Source organism: Corynebacterium sp. LK14, from assembly GCF_008042215.1.
GTDB classification, from domain to species: Bacteria; Actinomycetota; Actinomycetes; order Mycobacteriales; family Mycobacteriaceae; genus Corynebacterium; species Corynebacterium striatum.
This window is the reverse complement of record NZ_NOVQ01000009.1, coordinates 629,612-651,505: the sequence shown is the minus strand read 5'-3', so window position 1 is coordinate 651,505 and position 21,894 is coordinate 629,612. Positions and strand designations below refer to the sequence as shown.

The 21,894-nt window shown below is 57.1% G+C and carries 18 protein-coding genes and 1 tRNA gene; 8 read left to right on the top strand and 11 right to left on the bottom strand.

Annotated elements, in window-relative coordinates; translation table 11 throughout:
• Positions 1-269: 269 nt before the first annotated feature.
• The 5 genes from rplT to uvrA form a co-directional block, all read right to left on the bottom strand.
• Positions 270-653, bottom strand: a complete 384-nt coding sequence (rplT, locus tag CHU71_RS06415) for a 50S ribosomal protein L20 (RefSeq protein ID WP_005323264.1) — start codon at positions 651-653, stop codon at positions 270-272.
• A gap of 55 nt (positions 654-708) precedes the next feature.
• Positions 709-903, bottom strand: a complete 195-nt coding sequence (gene rpmI, locus CHU71_RS06410; protein WP_046646844.1) for a 50S ribosomal protein L35 — start codon at positions 901-903, stop codon at positions 709-711.
• 36 nt (positions 904-939) lie between these two features.
• Positions 940-1,461 carry a translation initiation factor IF-3 gene (gene infC, locus CHU71_RS06405; protein ID WP_080974097.1) on the bottom strand — a complete coding sequence of 174 codons (522 nt, stop codon included), beginning with the start codon at positions 1,459-1,461 and terminating at the stop codon, positions 940-942.
• Between the two features lie 298 nt (positions 1,462-1,759).
• On the bottom strand, positions 1,760-2,659 hold the full coding sequence (locus CHU71_RS06400) for an S-adenosylmethionine synthetase (RefSeq protein ID WP_236593837.1): 900 nt from the start codon (positions 2,657-2,659) through the stop codon (positions 1,760-1,762).
• Between the two features lie 47 nt (positions 2,660-2,706).
• Entirely contained in the window at positions 2,707-5,544 is a 2,838-nt protein-coding gene (uvrA, locus tag CHU71_RS06395; RefSeq protein ID WP_147760507.1) for an excinuclease ABC subunit UvrA, read from the bottom strand.
• A 91-nt stretch (positions 5,545-5,635) separates the two neighbouring features.
• On the opposite strand from uvrA, the gene CHU71_RS06390 reads away from it, so the two are divergent.
• The 4 genes from CHU71_RS06390 to CHU71_RS06375 all read left to right on the top strand — a co-directional run bounded on the left by CHU71_RS06390 (position 5,636) and on the right by CHU71_RS06375 (position 10,669).
• The gene (locus tag CHU71_RS06390) at positions 5,636-6,238 is read left to right on the top strand and encodes an MBL fold metallo-hydrolase (RefSeq protein ID WP_046646841.1); all 603 of its coding nucleotides are present in this window, start codon (positions 5,636-5,638) and stop codon (positions 6,236-6,238) included.
• Positions 6,239-6,355: 117 nt separating this feature from the next.
• Positions 6,356-7,273 carry a DoxX family protein gene (locus CHU71_RS06385; protein WP_187272032.1) on the top strand — a complete coding sequence of 306 codons (918 nt, stop codon included), beginning with the start codon at positions 6,356-6,358 and terminating at the stop codon, positions 7,271-7,273.
• A 74-nt stretch (positions 7,274-7,347) separates the two neighbouring features.
• Positions 7,348-9,615, top strand: coding sequence for a UvrD-helicase domain-containing protein (locus CHU71_RS06380; RefSeq protein WP_370450496.1), 2,268 nt, complete (start codon positions 7,348-7,350; stop codon positions 9,613-9,615).
• Between the two features lie 10 nt (positions 9,616-9,625).
• Positions 9,626-10,669 carry an App1 family protein gene (locus CHU71_RS06375; RefSeq protein ID WP_147760505.1) on the top strand — a complete coding sequence of 348 codons (1,044 nt, stop codon included), beginning with the start codon at positions 9,626-9,628 and terminating at the stop codon, positions 10,667-10,669.
• A gap of 132 nt (positions 10,670-10,801) precedes the next feature.
• On the opposite strand, the gene CHU71_RS06370 is transcribed toward CHU71_RS06375, so the two are convergent.
• The 5 genes from CHU71_RS06370 to rpsA form a co-directional block, all read right to left on the bottom strand.
• Positions 10,802-11,242, bottom strand: a complete 441-nt coding sequence (locus CHU71_RS06370) for a universal stress protein (protein WP_005529320.1) — start codon at positions 11,240-11,242, stop codon at positions 10,802-10,804.
• Between the two features lie 200 nt (positions 11,243-11,442).
• Positions 11,443-13,536, bottom strand: a complete 2,094-nt coding sequence (uvrB, locus tag CHU71_RS06365; RefSeq protein WP_147760504.1) for an excinuclease ABC subunit UvrB — start codon at positions 13,534-13,536, stop codon at positions 11,443-11,445.
• Positions 13,537-13,605: 69 nt separating this feature from the next.
• On the bottom strand, positions 13,606-13,968 hold the full coding sequence (locus tag CHU71_RS06360) for a DUF4259 domain-containing protein (protein WP_005529317.1): 363 nt from the start codon (positions 13,966-13,968) through the stop codon (positions 13,606-13,608).
• Positions 13,969-14,073: 105 nt separating this feature from the next.
• Positions 14,074-14,673, bottom strand: a complete 600-nt coding sequence (gene coaE / locus CHU71_RS06355) for a dephospho-CoA kinase (RefSeq protein ID WP_147760503.1) — start codon at positions 14,671-14,673, stop codon at positions 14,074-14,076.
• Between the two features lie 103 nt (positions 14,674-14,776).
• Positions 14,777-16,237: a 30S ribosomal protein S1 gene (gene rpsA, locus CHU71_RS06350; protein WP_049063996.1), complete on the bottom strand. Its 1,461-nt coding sequence runs from the start codon at positions 16,235-16,237 to the stop codon at positions 14,777-14,779.
• A 381-nt stretch (positions 16,238-16,618) separates the two neighbouring features.
• Between rpsA and CHU71_RS06345 the strand changes: the two genes are divergently transcribed.
• Positions 16,619-17,242 carry a class I SAM-dependent methyltransferase gene (locus CHU71_RS06345; RefSeq protein WP_255456404.1) on the top strand — a complete coding sequence of 208 codons (624 nt, stop codon included), beginning with the start codon at positions 16,619-16,621 and terminating at the stop codon, positions 17,240-17,242.
• Between the two features lie 67 nt (positions 17,243-17,309).
• Positions 17,310-17,765: an RDD family protein gene (locus CHU71_RS06340; RefSeq protein WP_046646834.1), complete on the top strand. Its 456-nt coding sequence runs from the start codon at positions 17,310-17,312 to the stop codon at positions 17,763-17,765.
• Positions 17,766-17,830: 65 nt separating this feature from the next.
• On the opposite strand, the gene polA is transcribed toward CHU71_RS06340, so the two are convergent.
• On the bottom strand, positions 17,831-20,497 hold the full coding sequence (polA, locus tag CHU71_RS06335; RefSeq protein ID WP_147760501.1) for a DNA polymerase I: 2,667 nt from the start codon (positions 20,495-20,497) through the stop codon (positions 17,831-17,833).
• 81 nt (positions 20,498-20,578) lie between these two features.
• Here polA and CHU71_RS06330 point away from each other — a divergent pair.
• Positions 20,579-20,655, top strand: a tRNA-Leu gene (locus tag CHU71_RS06330).
• A 398-nt stretch (positions 20,656-21,053) separates the two neighbouring features.
• A complete protein-coding gene (locus CHU71_RS06325; RefSeq protein ID WP_147760500.1) occupies positions 21,054-21,890 on the top strand; it encodes a DUF368 domain-containing protein in 837 nt (278 codons plus the stop codon).
• Positions 21,891-21,894: the final 4 nt, after the last annotated feature.

Genomic DNA, 21,894 nt, shown 5'->3' with positions numbered 1-21,894 from the left:
TGGACAAGATTTAAGAAAAAGTTCAGCGCCCCTGCGCCGAACACCACAGTCAAGGTAACACGACAAATCACTCGGCACATAAAAGAAAGAATCAATTGGGGAATCATCCCCAGCCAATGGGGATTTGATTATCTGCCGGTTTAAGAAAATCGCAGCGACATTTTCCGCACAGTCACCATAGAACGGCGAATCCCTCCACCTGTTCGCATGGAATCAGGTGGAGGGATTGACGAGCATAAAGCTCGATAAAGAACCTTAAGTATCGGTTCTTAGGCGGCCTTCGGAGCGTTGACGTCCTCTGGCAGTGCAGCCTTTGCAGCCTCGCACAGTGCGGAGAATGCCTCGAAGTCGTTTACAGCAAGCTCAGCGAGGATCTTGCGGTCAACCTCGATCTCAGCCAAGCGCAGGCCGTGGATGAGACGGTTGTAGGTGATGTCGTTCATACGGGCAGCAGCGTTGATGCGCTGGATCCACAGCTTGCGGAACTCAGACTTACGAGCACGACGGTCGCGATAAGCGTAAGTCATGGAGTGCAGCCACTGCTCCTTGGCCTTACGGTAGAGGCGGGAGCGCTGGCCGCGGTAGCCCTTAGCGGACTTCAGAATCGCGCGGCGCTTCTTCTTGGCGTTAACTGAGCGCTTTACTCGTGCCACAGTAATACTTCCTTAATCTTTTGTGGGTTTAGTAAGTGGGTTGATTCGGCGCTAATTAGGAGCGGCCGAGCAGGCGCTTGACGCGCTTGACGTCGGAAGGTGCAACGTCCTTGGTGCCCTTGAGACGACGGGTCTGCTTGGATGGCTTGCCCTCCAGCAGGTGGCGGCGGCCAGCCTGCTCACGGCGCAGCTTGCCGGAACCGGTCACCTTGATGCGCTTGGCGGTGCCCTTGTGGGTCTTCTGCTTCATGAGAATTAAGTCCTTAAATCCTAAGTGGAGCTTGGTCTACTTCTTGCCCTTGCGGACGGGTCCAAAAACCATGGTCATGTTGCGACCATCCTGCTTGGGGCGAGACTCGACGATGCCGTACTCGGCGACATCCTCGGCGAGGCGCTCCAGCAGGCGGAAACCAAGTTCCGGACGCGACTGCTCGCGGCCACGGAACATGATGGTTACCTTGACCTTGGAACCCTTCTCCAGGAAGCGCACCACATTGCCCTTCTTGGTTTCATAATCGTGATCATCGATCTTCGGACGGAACTTCTGTTCCTTAACCACAGTCTGCTGTTGGTTCTTACGGGCTTCGCGAGCCTTCTGAGCCTGCTCATACTTAAATTTGCCGTGGTCCATGATCTTGGCTACTGGCGGCTTTGCATTAGGTGCCACCTCGACCAAGTCAAGATCTGCTTCGTATGCAAGCTTGCGAGCATCATCAGTACGGACAATGCCCACCTGTTCACCACCGGGGCCAACAAGACGGACCTCGGGTACTCGGATGCGCTCATTAATGCGAGCTTCAGCGCTGATTGTGGTTCTCCTCGATTAGGGGGTTAGTGATGTGCCTACCGAGACCACAAACGAAATCCCGGTCTGCCAGAAGCAGCCGGGAGCTCTCATAAAAACGTTAAGGTATTAACCTCAACCCTTTTACCTTTATCCTTCGAAGTTAAAGAACTTCGCGGCTTCAGGTGGGAGAAACTCCGCTTGTGCCCCGAGACCTCCTGGAGAAGGCCCTACGGGCGGTAGTGCTGATTACCTTAACACCGGCTCATACAATATCCAAATCGCAACGCGCCCACACTTTTTGACTGCATCCACAACTTGCTTAGATCCGCCTGCACGCTGCATAGGGTTTTATGGCCCCATCTTCGATGGCTTGCTCCACAAGCTTGTCGACGCCCTTCGCTAGCGCATTGAGAGCCGACTCAGCATTGCTGAAATCATCCCCCGGCATCACGACTTCGATTGCTAACCCTACGCTCTGCGGGTCGGCACCTTTGGTGCTGCGCACACCGAACTGCCGGTGGGTATACATGCCATCAATCTCAGACAGACCCCATCCGCCCTTTGCACGCGTATCGGGCAGTGCGGAGAGCCCGTTGTCGTGGTAGACGATGAGGTTGTCCATCGCATCATTTACATGGCGGGCATGAGCTACGCACGGAAGTGAAGCCCCAAATGCAGCCTGATTTTTCAGCGTCCATGTGGAGTAGCCAAACGAGTCCTCTACTTTGGCTGGTGCGTCGTATTCATCGAGCAGGTCTGAAACCGCGCCATTCGCGTCACCGGTTTCCCATTGCACCTGGGTCCACAACGCATATGCGGCGTCATTGTCAGATTGTTCGATTGCCAGATCTATCATCTGCTCATCCGCGCCGACCTCCGCCGCTGCAATCGCAATCGGCACTTTGATTGTGGACCAGGTCGGCTCCTCGCCCTTCAGACCACGCTGGACGGATCCAGACTGAGCATCAATAGCAACACCTGCTTCGACACCGTAGCGCTTTTCCACACGGCGAATCACGCGATCCAGTTCTCCAGCTAGACGCAGCGAATCTTCCTCAGCGCTCCGATCTTTAAGCACACCAGCTAAAGCCTCCACAGATTGCAAGGCTTGACCCTGAGCGTCCCCCTCAGGAGCCGTTTGGACATTGTCACAACCGCCCACTGCTCCTGCTAATCCGAAGATAACCAGCGCTGATGTAATCAGCTGGAAGGATCTCACGTGCTTCAATCGAAAGATTCTAGCCTTGTCTAGGGCGCAGCCGCCTCTTACAACAGCTCCTTGAGGTACTGGCCGGTATAAGAGCCTTTCACCTTTGCAACATCCTCGGGAGTACCTTGCGCAACAACGGTTCCTCCACCATCGCCTCCTTCCGGGCCCATGTCGACAATCCAGTCAGCTGCCTTGATTACATCGAGGTTGTGTTCAATGATGAGCACCGAGTTGCCCTTATCAACGAGCCCCTGGATGACGAGCATCAGCTTTCGAATGTCCTCGAAGTGCAGTCCAGTCGTCGGCTCATCGAGGATGTACACGGTACGACCATTGGTTCGCTTCTGCAGCTCAGATGCCAGCTTCACGCGCTGAGCCTCACCACCAGAAAGCGTGGTTGCCGCTTGGCCCAAGCGAACATAGCCCAGTCCGACGTCGACAAGCGTGGCGAGGTAACGATGGATCGAGGTAATCGGCTCAAAGAACTCCGCTGCCTCGGAGATCGGCATGTCAAGAACCTCAGCGATGTTCTTGCCCTTGTAGAGAACCTCAAGCGTCTCACGGTTGTAGCGAGCGCCCTGGCAAACCTCACACGGGACATAAACGTCCGGCAGGAAGTTCATCTCGATCTTCAAGGTGCCGTCACCTTGGCACGCCTCACAGCGACCGCCCTTGACGTTGAAAGAGAAACGGCCAGGTTTATAGCCGCGAACCTTCGCCTCTTGTGTCTCGGCGAAGAGGTTGCGGATCTTGTCGAAGACACCAGTGTAGGTCGCGGGATTAGAACGTGGGGTACGGCCAATTGGGCTTTGGTCCACCTGCACGAGCTTGTCCAAGTGCTCGACGCCCTCTACTCGCTTGGCGCGTCCCGGAACCTGGCGAGCGCGGTTGAGCTTATTGGCCAGAGTCTTCGCCAGAATCTGGTTGACCACCGTCGACTTACCGGAGCCTGAAACACCGGTGATACACACCAGGACGCCCAGTGGAATCTCGACGTCGATGCCCTTGAGGTTGTTCTCACGCGCGCCGACAACCTTGAGGGTTCGGTCCTTATCGATCTCGCGGCGCGAATCCGGCACGGCCAAGACGCGATTACCGGCCAAGTATTGACCCGTCAGCGACTCCTCAACTTCGAGGATTCCCTCTGGCTCACCTTGATAGACCACCTCGCCGCCATACTCGCCGGCGCGAGGCCCGACGTCGACAAGCCAGTCCGCTTCGCGGATCGTATCTTCGTCGTGCTCGACAACGATGAGGGTGTTGCCGATATCGCGCAGACGCTTCAACGTAGTGATGAGGCGCTGGTTATCGCGCTGGTGCAGGCCGATCGACGGCTCGTCGAGGACGTACAGGACGCCCGCCAAGCCCGAACCAATCTGAGTAGCCAAGCGAATACGCTGCGCCTCGCCACCCGACAACGTCGAAGCGCCGCGGTCCAAGGTCAGGTAGTTCAAGCCCACGTCGAGCAAAAAACGCAGGCGGGCTTGGATCTCCTTGAGCACAGCACCGGCAATAATTTCCTCGCGGTGACCCAAGACTAGTGAATCCAGGAATTCTGCAGCGCTTTCAATGGACAACGCGGACAAACCCGCGATGGACTTCTCACCGTGAGCAGTGGACTCAAGGCGTACGGCGAGGATCTCCGGGCGCAGACGAGTGCCTTTACACGCGTTGCACGCCACGCGGCGCGTGTACTGAAGCAGGCGATCCTTCTGGGAGTCGGAGTCTGCTTGCTCCAGCTTGCGCTCCAAGAAGCCAATGGCGCCCTCGAAAGGCGCATTCCAATTGCGCTGGCGGCCGTAACGATTCTTGTAGCGAACATTGACCTCAATGTCCGTGCCGTAGATGAGGGCGTCACGCTGTTCCTTGGTCAGCTCGGAAACCGGGGTCTTCGGGTCGAAGCCCATGGTCTTAGCCAGGCCCTCGACGAGCTTGACGAAGTAGCGCGAGTTCGGACTCGAGTGCCACGGCTGAATGGCGTCGACCGCGGGAGCGTCTGGATCTGGAATGAGCAGGTCCACATCAACTTCGAGACGAGTACCGAGACCATCACAGACCGGGCAAGAACCAAAGGGTGCGTTGAAGGAGAACGCGCGCGGCTCGTATTCCTCGATGGTCAGCGCGTGGCCATTCGGACAAGCGGCTTTTTCGGAGTAGGTGTGAGTGAACTCCGGGTTATCGATGAAGTCGAGTGTCACCAAACCGTCAGCCAGGCGCAAAGCGGTCTCCACAGAGTCAGTCAAACGTTGCTTCTGGGAAGCTTTGACCTGGAGGCGGTCAACAACGACGTCGATGTCGTGCTTGATCTGCTTTTTCAGCGTTGGCGGCTCGGTAAGCTGGTAAACCTCGCCGTCGACGCGCACGCGGGAGTAACCCTGCGATGCGAGATCCGCGAAGAGATCAACGAACTCACCCTTGCGTTTGCGCACCACCGGCGCGAGAACCTGGAACTTCAGCTTTTCTTCCAGCTCAAGAACAGCATCCACAATCTGCTGCGGCGTCTGCCGCTCGATCACTGCATCGCATTCCGGGCAATGCGGGGTGCCAGCACGCGAAAACAGCAAACGCAGATAATCGTAGATCTCCGTGATGGTGCCCACAGTCGAACGGGGGTTGTGGTTCGTCGATTTCTGGTCGATGGACACCGCCGGCGAAAGTCCATCGATAAAGTCCACGTCCGGCTTGTCCATCTGGCCCAAGAACATGCGAGCATAAGAGCTCAACGACTCCACGTAGCGCCGCTGGCCCTCCGCGAAAATGGTGTCAAAGGCCAGCGATGACTTGCCAGAACCCGACAAGCCAGTGAAAACCACCATTTTGTCACGCGGCAGGTCGATATCGACGCCTTTGAGGTTGTGCTCGCGAGCTCCACGTACGACCAAACGATCAGCCACTATGTGCGCCTCCTCTTATCGGCCCGCGCTGTGGGGTCAGCGAGGCCAGTAGAAAATGTCTCTCTAAGAATCTACCCGTAGGGTTGGACACATGAATAACACGCTTTCCCTTCACAGTATTTCCGTCTCCGACATGGACAACAACTGCTACCTGATTTGTTGCGGCGATGAAGCACTGCTTGTCGATGCCGCGGATGATGCGCCGGCAATCCTCCAACTAGCTGCAGACAAGGGCGTGAAGATCACCGCGTTGCTGACGACCCACCGCCACTGGGACCACGTGCGGGCAACAAAAGACATCATCGAGGCCACCGGGGCCACCCACTATGCTTCCTTCCTGGACTCCCCTGCATTGCCCGCACCGGTCGACGTCGATCTGCACCAGGGGGACACGGTTCCATTCGCCGGCCGCGAGTTTCCTGCAATCATCCTGCGTGGCCACACCCCAGGCGGGGCCGCGATTGCCGTGGATATCGATGGCACGACGAACTTGTTTGTCGGCGATTCACTCTTCCCAGGTGGCGTAGGAAAGACCACCTCAGAGGGAGACTTCGTCAGGCTGTACAAGGACGTCAGCGAGCGCATCTTCGACGTCTATCCGGATTCAGCGATTGTCCGACCAGGCCACGGCAAATCTACAACTCTTGGTGAGGAACGGCCGAAACTCGACGAGTGGTGGGAACGCCGCTGGTAGACACCAAATTCTTCCCCTCTCGGGGGCGAGTAGGGGCGCTCGACTCGCCCCGCGGGCCGGCATTTTTCCGTACACTGGTTTAACGCACATTAATTTACTCAATGAATGGAGCACGTAATGATTCGTAAGTTTGCCCGCCCGATGCTGGCTTCGGTTTTCGTATGGGACGGTGTCGATACTCTCCGTAACGCTTCCGACCACGTAGCGGAAACGGAGTCCGTGCTCAACCGTCTGCGTAAGGTCGTTCCGGCCCAGTACGCCGGTTACATTCCCAATGACCCTGAGCTCGCAGCGCGCGCAATCGGCGGCCTCAAGGTCGGCGCCGGTTCCACGCTTGCGCTGGGCAAGGCACCGCGTACCTCCGCCGCAGTTCTCGCATTGTCTACGCTGCCTAATCTGCTTGGCCGTAACACTTTCTGGGAGGCTGAGACCACCGAGGAGAAGAACGACCGCCGCAACGGTTTCCTCACCAACACCGCTCTGCTAGGCGCGCTCTTTATCGCGACCCAGGACACCGAGGGTAAGCCTTCCCTGCGCTGGCGCGCATCCAAGACTGCGGAGCGCACCAACAAGAAGATTCAGCAGGCTCTGCCCACCAAGTCCGAGCAGCAGAAGTTCGCTGACAACATCTCTGACCGCGCGGATGACTTCTCCTCCAAGGCCACCGACTGGTTCGAGGGCGCCAAGGAATACGTCGATGACGACAAGGATGACTGGCAAGCGACCGGCAAGGGTCTCGTAGACACTGCTCGCTCTTTCATCGAGGACAGCGCCGAGCAGGCTCGTAACTTCATCGATGACAACAAGGATGACTGGCTGTCTGCAGCTCAGGACAACGCCAAGCTGGCACGCAAGAGCGCTGTCAAGGCTGCTACGAAGGCACAGTCCCGGGCTGACGATGCTCTAGCCAAGGTAGACACCAAGTCCAACAAGCGCGCAGTTAAGAAGGCAACCAAGCGCGCCGAGAAGCTTCAGGCTGAAGCTTCCAAGAAGATCGACAAGGCCATCAAGAAGTTCGGCGACCGCCTGAACTAAGCCTTTAACCCTCAGCGGCCCAGCAAGGTATGCTGGGCCGTTGTTGTTTTTCTAACCGTGTCCGCACGGTCCACATGCATCGAAATTTTGGGAGCAGAGTGTCTTCACCAGAGTTGTCTAACGCCAAGTCGCCGCAGGGACCAGTGACGAATGAGACCGCACGCGAAATTAACGCGGAACAAGAATACGTCGATAATCTCTTCTCCCGGCTCGACCGAGAAGTTGCCTTGGCCAATGAGAAGCTAAACGAGGTCCAGAAAGACGTCGACCCGCATACTCCAGACGCAGACGCGCTCATCCGCCGTGAAACGGAGTACCACGGCCTGCAAGCGAAGTTGGACCGCCTCAATCTGGCTCAGCTCGGCTTAGTCTTTGGGCGCATAGACATCGACGCCCCCGGCGACAATCCCACCGAAGAAGGCCTCGACCGCAGGTATATCGGCAGGATGGGCCTGGATGCTCGTGAGGACGACTACCGGACGCTCCTCCTCGACTGGCGTGCACCAATGGCCCGCCCCTTCTACCTTGCGACCACAGCGCAGCCAGAAGGCGTCACCGTCCGCCGACACATTCGTACCAAAGGCCGCCTCGTTACGGACATCAACGATGAGGTCCTCTCAGGTACAGGCGCGGCGTCGGAAAGCGCAGGCGTTGCCAGTGAATCCGCGCTCTACCAAGCACTCCAGCGAGCACGTACGGGTCACATGGAATCCATCGTGGAGACCATCCAGCGCGAACAAGATGAGATCATCCGCGACAATACCCGCGGCGTCCTCGTAGTTGAGGGCGGACCCGGCACAGGAAAGACCGCAGTGGCGCTCCATAGAGTGGCGTATCTGCTCTACACCCATCGCGAACAACTGGCTGCCACTGGCGTGCTCATCGTCGGCCCGAACTCCACCTTCTTGGACTACATCTCCCGCGTTCTTCCGGAACTCGGCGAGACCGGCGTGGTTCTTTCCACCGTGGGTGACCTGTTCCCAGGCATCACGCCAACCCATCAAGAGCCACTACTCGGGCGCGAGATCAAGGGTTCTGAAGCAATGGTGGATATCCTGTCCGCCGCGGTGAAGAACTACCAGACCCTCCCCACTGACACCCAGTGCATTACCGCAGAGCACTTGGAATTGGATATCGATGCTGCAATGGTCAAGGCGGCACGCACTCGTGCCCGCCGCTCCCGCAAATCGCACAACGATGCGCGAGCAGCATTTTCTGAGCATCTCATCGAGTCCCTCGCACAACAGATGGCACAAAGAATTGGTGCGGACCCGTTGGGCGGTAAGAATCTCCTGTCCCGCGCCGACGTCGATCAGCTGCATGACGATCTGGCGGATGAGCCGCAGGTGCAGCAACTCATCGAACAGTTTTGGCCCACCCTTGACCCGCGCACAGTTCTGGCTGACCTCTTGTCCTCCCAGGAGCAAATTGACGCTGCCGCCAGCGACTATGATTCTGAGACCCGTGAAGCCCTGTACCGCGCGCAAGGTGATGCGTGGACTGCATCGGATGCGGCCTTGCTAGACGAACTAGCGCTCCTCATCGGTATGCCAAACCCAGAGGAGGAGAAGGCAGCCGCGGACAAAGCCTGGCGTGAACAGGTTGCCGATGCGGAGGATGCGCTCGATATTCTGACTTCCTCTGACTCGACCGACAACGATGACGACATGTTCGATGCGGAGATCTTGTCCGCACACGACGTCATCGACGCAGAGACCCTCGCGCGCCGCCAGGAAGTAAGCGACAACCGCACCACGGCCGAACGTGCGCAGGAGGATTACACCTGGGCTTACGGACACATCATCGTTGACGAAGCGCAAGAACTCAGCCCCATGGAGTGGCGGATGCTATTCCGTCGCAGCCCTTCCCGATGGATGACGCTTGTGGGTGACACCGCGCAGACTGGCGCTCCTGCTGGAGTTGATGACTGGGCTGAAGCCTTAGAACCTTTTGTAGCGAAGCGTTTCCGGCATCATCAATTGACCGTCAACTACCGCACTCCCCAGCCAATTGCAGATTTGGCCAATTCGTTATTGGAGCTTATTAACCCCCAATCGACACCCGCTGTGGCGGTTCGAGATGGTGTGCCCGTCGAATTTGCGACAGAGACACGAGACTACGTACCCGGCACTTTCACAGACAAAGATGGCCGGCTGAATGCTGTTATCACGCGGGAAAACGTCGAGGACATTAAAGGACTTGAGTTCGACCATGTGGTCGTAGTGGATCCTGACGACATCGTTGCGGCCTCTCCACAAGGCTTGCAAAATCTGTATGTTGCGGTAACTCGCGCCACGCAATCCTTGACGTTGGCCGGACGGTGGCAGGAAATCTTCCACTAGTCTGGTGGGCATGGCTTTATCTGACATCGCACGTAAAATTGAACGCGCTTCCAACTCGGCAGCTTTGCGACGTTCCACCCGCAAAGGATGGGTACCCAAGCTTTCGGGTTATGCCGGATATGGCAACACCGAGTTTGTTCACGTCTTGGGCCGTGTTCTCATGCATGACCCTGAGTCCACAGAAAATGAGACTTGGGCACAGCGAGGCTACCGGCAGTTCTTTACTATCCAGGTGGCCAACCTCGATGTTTCAGTGACCGTAAACGGAAAGACTGTAACCGGGCACACTAACTACAACGGCTACGTGGACATTTTGGTTCATGAGCATGGCCTTGAGGCCGGCTGGCACGAAGTCACTATTGATGCTGCAGGCGCAGAGCCAATCACCGCTGAGGTACTCATTGTCTCGGAAGACTCGCCTCTGGGCGTGGTCAGCGACATCGATGACACTGTTATGGTGACGTGGCTTCCACGCGCTATGACGGCAGCTTGGAATTCCTGGGTCAAGCGAACCAACACCCGTCAACCTGTAGAGGGCATGGCTGGGTTCTACCAAGAGCTGCGTGCCAAGCACCCCGACATGCCGTTCATTTACTTGTCCACGGGTGCATGGAATACCTACGATACCTTGGTCACCTTCATGGAAAATAACGGCTTCCCTAAGGGGCCATTGCTATTGACGGACTGGGGACCAACTCCTACCGGTCTCTTCCGCAACGGTCAGGAGCACAAACGCGTGCAGCTACGTAACCTCTTCATCGCTTTCCCATGGATGAAGTGGCTGCTTATTGGTGACGACGGGCAGCATGACCCGCTCACCTATGGCGACGCCGCCAACGAGCACCCGGACCGGGTAGCGGCGGTAGCAATACGCAACCTCTCCCCGCAAGAGCAACTGCTCTCCCACGGTTCTTTAGCACCACTCGCGGACGCGAATGAGGAAGGCTCTTTTTCGATTCCCCTAATTCAGGGCGAAAATGGCCAAACCTTGGCTGCCAAGATGCGCGTAATCGAGCCCGAAATCAACAGTGAGGTGTACGGCTCCGACAGCTAAGACACCAACACTGTGTCCGGTCCCGGTGCATAGGCCGGCGAGCACAGCGGATTAAAAGCAAAAATAAAGGCCTAGGGTTCCTCAGTGAGGAGTCCTAGGCCTTATCTGCTGCCGCTTGGGCGGCAAACGTTCTTAGTTCACGGTGTGGACGATCATTACGTCGCAATCGGACTGGCGAGCAACATCGGCCGGAACGGAACCCAGCAGACGGCCGGTCAGCGAGTTGATGCCGCGGTTACCGACGATGAGCAGGTCAGCGTTGTTGTCGTTGACGATGGACATCAGTGCCTGAACTGGGGTGCCAGGGCGAACGGCGGTCTCAACCTTAGCAACACCGAACTTCTCGGCGTGCTCCTTGCCCGCCTGCAGGTTAGCCTCTGCCTTCTCGTCACCCAGAATGGTCACGGAATCCTGGCGCAAGGTCTTGGAAGCCTGCTCCTGGTTCTCGTAGTAAGCACAACCGATGATTAGAGTTGCATCGAATGCTGCGGCGATCTTGGCGGCGCGCTCCACTGCGAGGAGAGAGGACTTGGATCCGTCGGTGCCAACCACGATCTTGTTGTAATCGCTCATGATGACCTTTCTTTAGGGGCCTTAGCCCCAAGTGATGATGCAGAATATGCAAATTGCTTATGCTTTAAAGGCGCAATCGCTAGTCTAACAATTTTGTGACTGACTCGTTACTCGACGTGTCAATTTTGACGCATTAATCAACGTGCTGTTTTTCTCACAATTTTGCGACCGTGTCGCCCACGCTTCACTTTTAAGCTCTTTTAGATTCCCGCTTCCTTGAGACCGCGCAGTTCTTTTTTGAGATCCGCAATCTCATCACGTAGCCGGCCCGCCAGCTCAAATTTGAGTTCACGAGCCGCAGCGCCCATCTGGGCTGTGAGGTCGTCGATCAACTTCTGCACCTCATCGACTGCCATTGTGGAGACATCAGGCTTATCCATCAGCGCGGCTGGGTCACTTGCGGCGGCCTCTTCCCCATCGGATTCGTAGACCTGGTCCAGAATGTCCGCGATCTTCTTGCGCAACGGCTGCGGGTCAATTCTGTGTTCCTCGTTATAGGCAATTTGCTTCGCGCGGCGTCGCTCGGTTTCCTCAATGGCTTCCTGCATCGAGTCAGTTATCTTGTCCGCGTACATAATGACCTCGCCTGAGACATTTCGCGCTGCACGGCCAATGGTCTGGATAAGTGACGTCGTCGAGCGCAGAAAGCCCTCCTTATCGGCATCAAGGATGGCCACCAAGGAAACCTCGGGAAGGTCAAGTCCCTCACGCAGCAGGTTGATGCCCACGAGGACGTCGTACTCGCCCAAGCGCAGCTGGCGCAACAGCTCCACGCGCTGCAAGGTATCGATGTCTGAGTGGAGATAGCGCACCTTAACGCCGTGCTCCAACAGGTAATCCGTGAGGTCCTCGGCCATGCGCTTGGTAAGCGTGGTGACGAGCACACGCTCTTGCTTTGCCGTGCGTTGCCGAATCTCATCGATGAGATCATCGATTTGGCCCTTGGTCGGCTTGACTGTGACTTTCGGATCAATAAGTCCGGTTGGGCGAATAACCTGCTCCACGTACTCGCCTTGGGAGGCCGTGAGCTCGAAGTTGCCTGGGGTTGCGGACATGTAGACGGTCTGGCCAACGCGTTCTTCGAATTCGTCGAAGGTTAGCGGACGGTTGTCCGTAGCTGACGGCAGGCGGAACCCGAATTCCACAAGGTTGCGCTTGCGGGACATGTCGCCTTCGAACATGCCGCCAATCTGCGGAACGGTTACGTGAGACTCGTCAATGATGGTCAGGAAGTCCTCTGGGAAGTAGTCCAGCAGCGTAGCTGGTGCGGAACCTGCCGGGCGCCCGTCAATGTGGCGGGAGTAGTTCTCAATGCCGGAACAGAAGCCAACCTGCTCAATCATCTCTAGGTCGTACTCGGTACGCATGCGCAGACGCTGCGCCTCTAGTAACTTGCCGCGGTTTTCTAGGTCGGCGAGCCGCTCGGCAAGTTCCGCCTTGATATCTTCCACTGCCTTTGCCATGCGTTCTGGACCAGCCACATAGTGCGTAGCTGGAAAGATTCGCACCTCGTCGACGCGCTCGAGGACGTCGCCCGTCAGCGGATGGATGTAATAGAGCTCGTCAACATCATCACCAAAGAACTCAATGCGTACCGCACGTTCCTCGTAGGCCGGGATGATGTCGACCGTATCGCCCTTCACGCGGAAAGTACCACGAGTAAAGCCCACATCGTTGCGCTCATATTGAATATCCACAAGCAGGCGCAGGAAGCGGTCGCGGTCGATTTCCTCGCCTTCCTCGATTATCACCGAACGGTCTAAATAGGATTGCGGCGTGCCCAGACCGTAGATACAAGACACGGAGGAAACAACAACAACGTCGCGGCGAGAAAGCAGTGCGGAGGTCGCGGAGTGGCGCAGGCGTTCGACGTCCTCATTAATGGAGGAATCCTTCTCAATGTAGGTATCCGTCTGCGCGATATAAGCCTCTGGCTGGTAGTAGTCGTAGTAAGAGACGAAGTACTCCACCGCATTGTGTGGGAGCAGCTGGCGCAGCTCGTTAGCCAATTGCGCTGCCAAGGTCTTGTTTGGGGCCATGACGAGGGTGGGACGCTGTTGCTTTTCAATGAGCCACGCTGCTGTAGCTGATTTGCCTGTACCGGTTGCACCCATGAGCACAACATCGCGCTCGCCTCTACTGAGACGCTCGTCGAGCTCAGCGATGGCAGCCGGCTGGTCGCCCGAGGGCTGAAACTCTGACTCCACCTTGAATTCTGCGGATCGCCGCTCCACCTCTCCAACGGGACGGTGTTCAGAGACGGGCAAAATGGGGTGTTCTGCTGCAAAAGCCATGACGGCCAGTCTAGCGCTATTTCTTGGCAATCATTGCGCGGCTAAACGCGCTTTATCGTGTTCGTCCGCCTAGGGCAAAGAAGCACGGACCGACTGCACCCAGATTTCCAACTCCCCTGTTGTTTCCCACAGCGCATAAACAGGCGAGCTTTCAGGCTCCAAGGTCGAATTAATCTTCTTTCGCAACCACGCTCGCGACTGCGGAGTACAAATCGACTTCAATTCCTTAGCTGACACGCCGTTGGGCAGCCGGTCCTGCGGAGTATTCACTAGCGCTCCCAGCGCAATAACCTTTTCAGCTTCATCTACGTCAAGGGGACTATCAGCGCAGGATCTCTTGAAATGCTCGAAATCGAAGGTGCCATCACGAAGCTCCGCAAGCAACTCACAAGCGGCATGATTATCAAATGGCCCTACGTCCCACGTCCCCATAGGAGCAGACACTAAGAAACCAAAATGAACACAAAAAGAGAACTGCGTAAATTTTATCTACATCAGTAATGAAAATTAGTTGTCTTAAGAAAAGCCTGCAGCAATCTATTTCTTAGCGGCGATTTCATGAACCACGCGTTCAACTTGCCCAGGAAGTTCCTCAAGGGCACCGTTGTTATCAATGACAAAGTCAGCGACTGCCAGCCGTCCGTCATCCGAAATCTGCGCTGCGATCCGGCGCCGCGCATCGGTCTCATCAAGACCGCGAAACTCCACGAGGCGCTGCACACGCGTGGCCACATCCACGTCGACCACGATGGTGTAATCCATCCCAGTGTAGAGACCTTTGTCCACGAGCAATGGCATGTCATACACCACAAATTCCTCGCCAGCGCTGCGGGCAGCGTCGAACCGCCGCTGAGTCTCAGCCTCGATTCGTGGGTGCGTAATGTCGTTGAGGCGCTGCGTCGACGCGGCGTCGCCAAACGCGCGCGTGGCCAGAAGACCACGGTTCAAGCTTCCGTCCTCGCGGATAATGTCAGCGCCAAAAGCCTCAGCAAGCTCTGTCAGTGCCGGCTCGCCTGGCTCAACGATGTCCCGCGCGATCTGGTCCGCGTCGACCACAGTCCAGCCCTGTTCCTTGAGCAAACGCGCAACGGTGGACTTTCCGCTTCCGATGCCGCCAGTGAGTCCGATGAGTTTCATAAAGGTTCAGATTACGCGAAAAGGCCGCATCCTGCGTTCAAAGAAGAACGAAGGATGCGGCCTACATTCAGCTAGGCGCTGTTTAAACCTTGAAAGTTAAGACTTAGTTGCCAGCGAGCTTGTCGCGCAGAGCAGCGAGCTGCTCGTCGGAAGCCAAGGAGCCGCCAACCTCAGCCGGTGCCTCGGATGCCGGAGCTGCATCGTTGGACTCGGAGGAGTAGTTGGAGGACTCGTTAGCCTCTGCAGCCTCAGCGGCTGCGGCACGGTTGCGCTCGATCTGAGCGGTGTGCAGGTTGAAGCGACGCTCGGACTCGGCGTAGCGTGCCTCCCAAGCCTGACGCTGCTCGTCGAAGCCCTCGAGCCACTCGTTGGTCTCTGGGTCGAAGCCCTCTGGGAAGACGTAGTTGCCCTGCTCGTCGTAGGAGTCAGCCATGCCGTACTTGGACGGATCGAACTCTTCGGTGTAGTCCTCGTCTGCCTGTTTAACAGACAGGGAGATACGACGACGCTCGAGATCGATGTCGATGACCTTGACCATGACTTCCTGACCAACGGTGACAACCTGGTCTGGAACCTCGACGTGGCGCTGAGCCAGCTCGGAGATGTGAACCAGGCCCTCGATGCCCTCCTCGACACGAACGAATGCGCCGAACGGAACGAGCTTGGTGACCTTGCCCGGGACGATCTGGCCCACAGCGTGGGTGCGGGCGAATACGCGCCACGGATCTTCCTGGGTAGCCTTCAGGGAGAGGGAAACGCGCTCGCGGTCGAGATCAACGTCGAGAACCTCAACGGTGACTTCGTCGCCAACGGTGACAACCTCGGACGGGTGGTCGATGTGCTTCCAAGACAGCTCGGAAACGTGAACCAGGCCGTCGACACCGCCGAGATCAACGAATGCGCCGAAGTTGACGATGGAGGAAACAACGCCCTTGCGGACCTGGCCCTTCTGCAGCTGGTGCAGGAACTCGGAGCGAACCTCAGACTGGGTCTGCTCGAGGAATGCACGGCGGGACAGAACAACGTTGTTACGCTGCTTGTCGAGCTCGATGATCTTTGCTTCCAGCTCCTGGCCGATGTATGGCTCCAGGTCGCGGACGCGACGCATCTCGACGAGGGAAGCAGGCAGGAAGCCACGCAGGCCGATGTCCAGAATCAGGCCGCCCTTGACGACCTCGATAACGGTACCGGTAACTGGCTCTTCCTTGGCGTGCAGCTCCTCGACTGCGCCCCAAGCGCGCTCGTACTGTGCGCGCTTCTTGGACAGGATCAGACGGCCTTCCTTGTCCTCCTTGGTGAGAACAAGTGCGTCGATCTGATCGCCGACCTCGACGACCTCATCCGGGTCGACGTCGTGCTTGATGGACAGCTCGCGGGACGGGATGACGCCTTCGGTCTTGTATCCGATGTCGAGCAGGACCTCGTCGTGGTCAACCTTGACCACGGTGCCCTCGACGATGTCACCATCGTTGAAGTACTTGATGGTTGCGTCAACAGCAGCGAGGAAGTCCTCAGCGGTTCCGATGTCGTTGATCGCAACCTGAGGGGTGTTAGAAGTTGGCATATGTAGAAATGCTCCGAAGTGATGTAGGAGATCGTAATTGGACAGTTACGGGTCTCTCGAAAAGCATCTCTAAACAGGCCAAATGGCGATGGTTTAGGATGGATTCCGATCCCGCCGTGACGATGTATAAAGCCCTCCTACGGAAGCCTTAGACAACCCACGGCATAGACACGCCCGTACAACACTACATCCGCGCAGCTAAAACGGCAAATATACACGCCGCACGCGTATTCAAGGAGCCCTTCAGTGTCTGCTGATTCACAGTCCCCCGCGCCACGCTTCTCCCCGTCGCACGCGAATCGTCAATTCTGGGACAGCGACGCCCACAATTATCATGCGGAACACGAGGAATATTTGTCCTCGTTTTACTGGTGTCCCGAGATGCTACACGAGGAGCAGGCGCAGTTGCTTGGCGACGTCTCTACTTCCACAGTTTTGGAACTCGGGTGCGGCTCTGCGCCGTGTACTGCGTGGTTGCAAGGACGCGCGCGGTTTGCCACGGGCTTCGATATTTCGCGCGGGATGCTGGCACACGCACCTAGGGGCTTGCCGCTTGTGCAGGCTGATGTGTTGGCGCTTCCCTACACCAACGATTCATTCGACGTGGTGTTCTCAGCCTTTGGCGCCCTTCCTTTCATTGCCAACATCGACCAAGCCTTGGCGGAGGTGCATCGCGTACTTAAGCCCGGTGGGAGATTCGTGTTCTCCACCAACCACCCGATGCGATGGATTTTCCCCGACGATCCCGCGAACCTCACCGCAGAGTTGCCGTATTTCGACCGCGCCTATATCGAGAGCGACGCGGAGGGAAACCTCACCTACGCTGAGTTCCACCGCACCGTAGGCGACTGGCTGCGCGCGCTACAAACCCGCGGCGGATTCCTGATTGAAGACATCCTCGAGCCCGAGTGGCCGGAGGACCTTGACCTGACTTGGGGCCAGTGGTCAAGGGAGCGTGGCGAGATTTTCCCGGGAACAATCATTTTTGTCTGTGTCAGACAATGATCACAGTATGGGTCAGACAATGATCGCCATTGTCTAGCGCAGACACCCGTTGAGTAGGCTCTACTGCATGCAGATTTTGGTTAAGGAACGCCTCGGTATCACGCTGCGCCGTGTTGTGGCTTGGTGGATTGATGCCTTCCTCGCCGCGGCCATCATCATCGTGGTGCGGTGGAGCGTGAATGCGCTTTTCGACGCCCCGATAACTGGGCGAGTAGGCGCGATCTACGACATCGCGGCCCTCGCTGTGGTCTTTTACCTTTATCGAGTGATCTGCGAGGCACGCACCCAGACCTCGCTTGGAAAGTGGTCCTTGCAGCTCGAAGTCATCACAGACAAACCCGGATGGTGGAGCGCGGCCCTGCGCAACGCCTGGATTCTGCTGACCCTGATTTCCTTAACCGGGGTCCCTCACGTCGAGACTATCGTGCTCGGAATCCTTGGTCTCTCCGTGTTGACCACTGGTCAAACGCCTTTCGACATGGTGGCTAACTGTCTCGTCGAACGCCGCCAGCGCGCGGCGTAGCGCGGCCCCGCGCGTGGAGTTGCGGGGCCGGTCCTGTCGAGTGACTGACCAGTGATTGCCGCGCCTTAGTGCGCTGCGGCGTCCCAATCCTTGCCCGCGCCGGCGGAAACCTCCAGCGGCACGGTGAGTTCAATTGCGGAGTCCATCTCGCGCTCAAGAATCTTCTTAACCTCATCCGCCTCCCCCGGCGCAACTTCGACGACAAGTTCGTCGTGCACCTGGAGTAGCACTCGGGACTTAAGTTCGCGCAGCGCATTATCGACGCGAATCATGGCTACCTTGATGATGTCGGCTGCGGTGCCCTGGATAGGGGCGTTGAGCGCTGCGCGCTCGGCGTTCTCACGCGCGAGGCGATTATCCGAGTTGAGTTCAGGGAGGTAACGGCGTCGCCCGAACACGGTTGCTGTGTATCCGTCCTTGCGTGCCTTCTCCACCACGTTATCTAGGTAGCGCTTCACGCCACCGAAGCGCTCGAAGTAGTTTTCCATGATTTCTTTAGCTTCACGCGCAGGAATGCCCAGCTGCTGGGAAAGACCAAAGGCAGACAGACCGTAGACCAGACCATAGGACATGGCCTTCACGCGGCGACGCAGCTCTGGGGTGACCTCGTCGACGGGCACGTCGAAGACCTTAGACCCCACGTAGTTGTGCAGATCCTCCCCTGCCCGGTAAGCCTCGATGAGACCGGGGTCCTCAGATAGGTGAGCCATGACGCGCATTTCGATCTGTGAGTAGTCGGCAGTCATCAAGGTTTCAAAGCCCTCGCCCACGATGAATGCAGAACGGATCTGACGCCCCGCCTCCGTGCGCACAGGAATGTTCTGCAGGTTGGGTTCCGTCGAAGACAAACGGCCTGTCGATGCCACCGTTTGATTGAAGGTAGTGTGAATTCGGCCGTCTGGCTGCACAGTCTTGATGAGACCTTCGAGGGTGGTCTTCATCTTCTGGTACTCACGGTGTGCTAACAGGTGATCAAGGAACGGGTGCGGGTGGTTCACGGCAAGCTGCTCAATCTCTTTGGCAGCCGTGGAATAGCCCGTCTTGGTCTTCTTGGTCTTTGGCATCTCGAAAGTTTCGAAGAGCACGGCCTGCAACTGCTTAGGTGAGTTCAGGTTCAGCGAGTCGTCGCCAGCCAGCTCACGAGCAGCACGTTCCTGCTCGGCTACCTGCTCAATGAAGGCGTCGAGCTGAGTTTCCAGAATCTCCACGTCCACGGCAATACCGGTGGCCTCCATGCGGGCCAAGATTCCCACGAGCGGAAGCTCAAGGTCGGTGTAGAGCTCAAAGGAATCGATGGCTTGCAGCTGCTTTGTCAGTTCTGCGGCCAGCTCCATGATGGCTGCGGCCTGGTCCACCAGAGAAGTATCGTCTAGCAGCGACAGCTGATCGCTGGCCTGACCGAGCGTCTTCTTAAGGTGCCTTTGGTAAACATCTGGCAGCTCATAGGTGCGCTGCCCTGGGCGCAGCAGGTACGCAGCAATTGCAGTGTCGTGCGCAATGCCGTGCAGCTCGATGCCACGTCCAGCGAGCATATGGAACGCCGCTTTGGCCTCGTGGAAATACTTGGGCGCATCCGAATTAAGCCACTGGGCGAGTGCTGCATCGTCTTCGGCGCTGAGTTCGCCGAGCTCGAGCTGCATGCCGTGGAAGTCGGCGTCGACAAGCGCAATTGCGCTCGCGTCCCCGCGGCCCGGACGCCCGTCGCCCTGTACGAACACAGCGACGTCCTTTTTGCCCTTGAGCCACTGCTTCAGCGGCGCATCGACGATCTCCGTCTCCTGCGTAGGCACTTCTGTTTGTGCAGGTGCCTCACCACCGTCATTTGGAATCGCATCAAGGACACGCTCGCGGAGCCCGCCGCCGAACTCGAGCGCGTCAAAACGCTCCGCAACCTCAGACACTGCTGCACCCTTGAACTGCAGATCCGCCGGGGCCACCTCCAGATCCATGTCTGTGATCATCTGGGTCAGTTTGCGGTTCATGCGCACCTGCTCGATGCGATCGCGGAAGTTCTGTCCCGCCACGCCCTTAATATCTTCGGCATGCTCGATGAGGCCCTCGAGGGAGCCGTACTCGAGAATCCACTTGGTTGCGGTCTTCTCACCTACCTTCGGAACCGACGGCAAGTTATCGGAGGGGTCGCCACGCAGCGCAGCGAAGTCCGGATATTGCCGAGGGGTCAAGCCATACTTCTCCACCACTGCATCCGGGGTGAAGCGGTGCAGGGTCGATACGCCGCGCATCGGGTACAGGACTGTGGTGTCCTCGTTAACCAGTTGCAGGTAGTCGCGGTCACCGGTGACGATGAGGGTTTCAAAATCCGTGGCCTGGGTTGCCAGGGTGGCTACGATATCGTCGGCCTCAAAGTTCTCACGTGACAGTGTCGTAATGCCCAGAGTGCCCAGCACCTCGCGAATGAGATCGACCTGGCCGCGGAATTCCTCTGGGGCGGCTTCCCGCTGCGCCTTGTATTCGGGAAACATCTCGGTACGGAAGGTCTTGCGGCCCACATCGAAGGCAACGCCCACATACTCGGGCTTTTCCTCGGCGATAATGTTCGCAAGCATCGAAAGGAATCCGTACACCGCGTTGGTGTGCTGGCCGCCCGACGTTGCGAAGTTTTCAGCAGGCAGCGCATAGAAGGCGCGGAAGGCCATGGAGTGGCCGTCAATGAGCAGAAGTCGCGGTTTGTTGCTGGAGTTTTTGGTCGTCGAAGAAGTCACTCGCCCCATCTTAGAGCCTTTACCCCCACCTGATTAGTATTTGGTTCGACGACTGCGCTAAACTTCATTTCAGTCAACACAACGTTGCACGCCCCTGTAGCCCAATTGGCAGAGGCAATGGATTCAAAACCCATTCAGTGTGAGTTCGAGTCTCACCAGGGGCACCAACAAACCCTCGCATCCGTGCGCTTTATCGCCTAGGTGCGAGGGTTTTCACATCGCAGAAACTATGCGCGTTCAACGGTGCCAGTTCTCACGGGCTGCGCGCGCCAAAACACGGCAGCCCTTGGGAGGGAGTAGCCAGCTGCGCTTTCACCACCTATCCCCTAATTCCCCCAGAGCAAAAACCGTGTTTTCCGTATCTGTGCGCAGCTCAATCAATGCTTTAGCAGCAAACAGGCTTTTGCTTAGAGGAGGGTCTATGAATAATATAAGACTGAAGGTATTTATCGTGTAATGTCGGCACCGCGGATTAAATGAATTAATCAGCATTTTGAGTAAATTCTTGAACCATTACGGCACGTCAGAACGAGAATGAGAGCACCAAGAGGTTAGTTTCGAAAACATGCAATTTGTACTCAACGCCATTCGCGGCGCACTCATTGGCTCGGCTGAATTAGTTCCTGGCATCTCGGGCGGCACGGTTGCGCTCATCGTGGGCATCTACGAACGCGCGCTGCACAATGCTAACTTCCTCATCTCAGGCCGGCTCAAGAAGGTTGAATGGGGTTTCCTCGCGTCGGTTGCGGTCGGCATGTTCGCGGCCGTTTTTGGATTCTCCACGATTCTCCATAACTTCGTCGAAAATCAGGTCTCCGTGTCCAACGCATTATTCCTCGGAATGGTGGCCGTCTCCATTTTCGTGCCTTTGACAATGATCGACAGGGACGAGCGATTCAAGCCTTCTTCAATAGTGGCCTTTATCGTCTCAGCAGCAGCAATTTTCTTCGTGACCGGTTTTACTTCGGATCCTGTTGAGAACCCATCGCTCATCGTCGTCTTCTTCGCCGCGATGGTCGCCGTGTGTGCTTTAGTCCTCCCCGGTGTTTCTGGCTCCCTGATTTTGCTCACCATGGGTCTTTATCAGCCAATTATCGGTGCTGTTTCAGACCGCGAGATGAGCACCATCGCTGTCTTTGCGTTAGGCGCACTTTGCGGACTTGCTGCATTTGTGAAGGTGCTCAACTACCTTCTGGACAACCATCGTGGACCAACCCTGGCAGCTATGGCCGGCTTCATGCTCGGCTCGCTGCGTGCGCTGTGGCCATGGGGTGCGGACCAAGATGCTTCGAGTGGCCTCATTGTGGTGATGCTTATCTTGGGAGCAATCATCGTTTCGATCTTCATTTTTATTGACGCCCGCAAGGCTAAGAACTACCACGTGCCAGAAAAGCAAGGCTAAGACC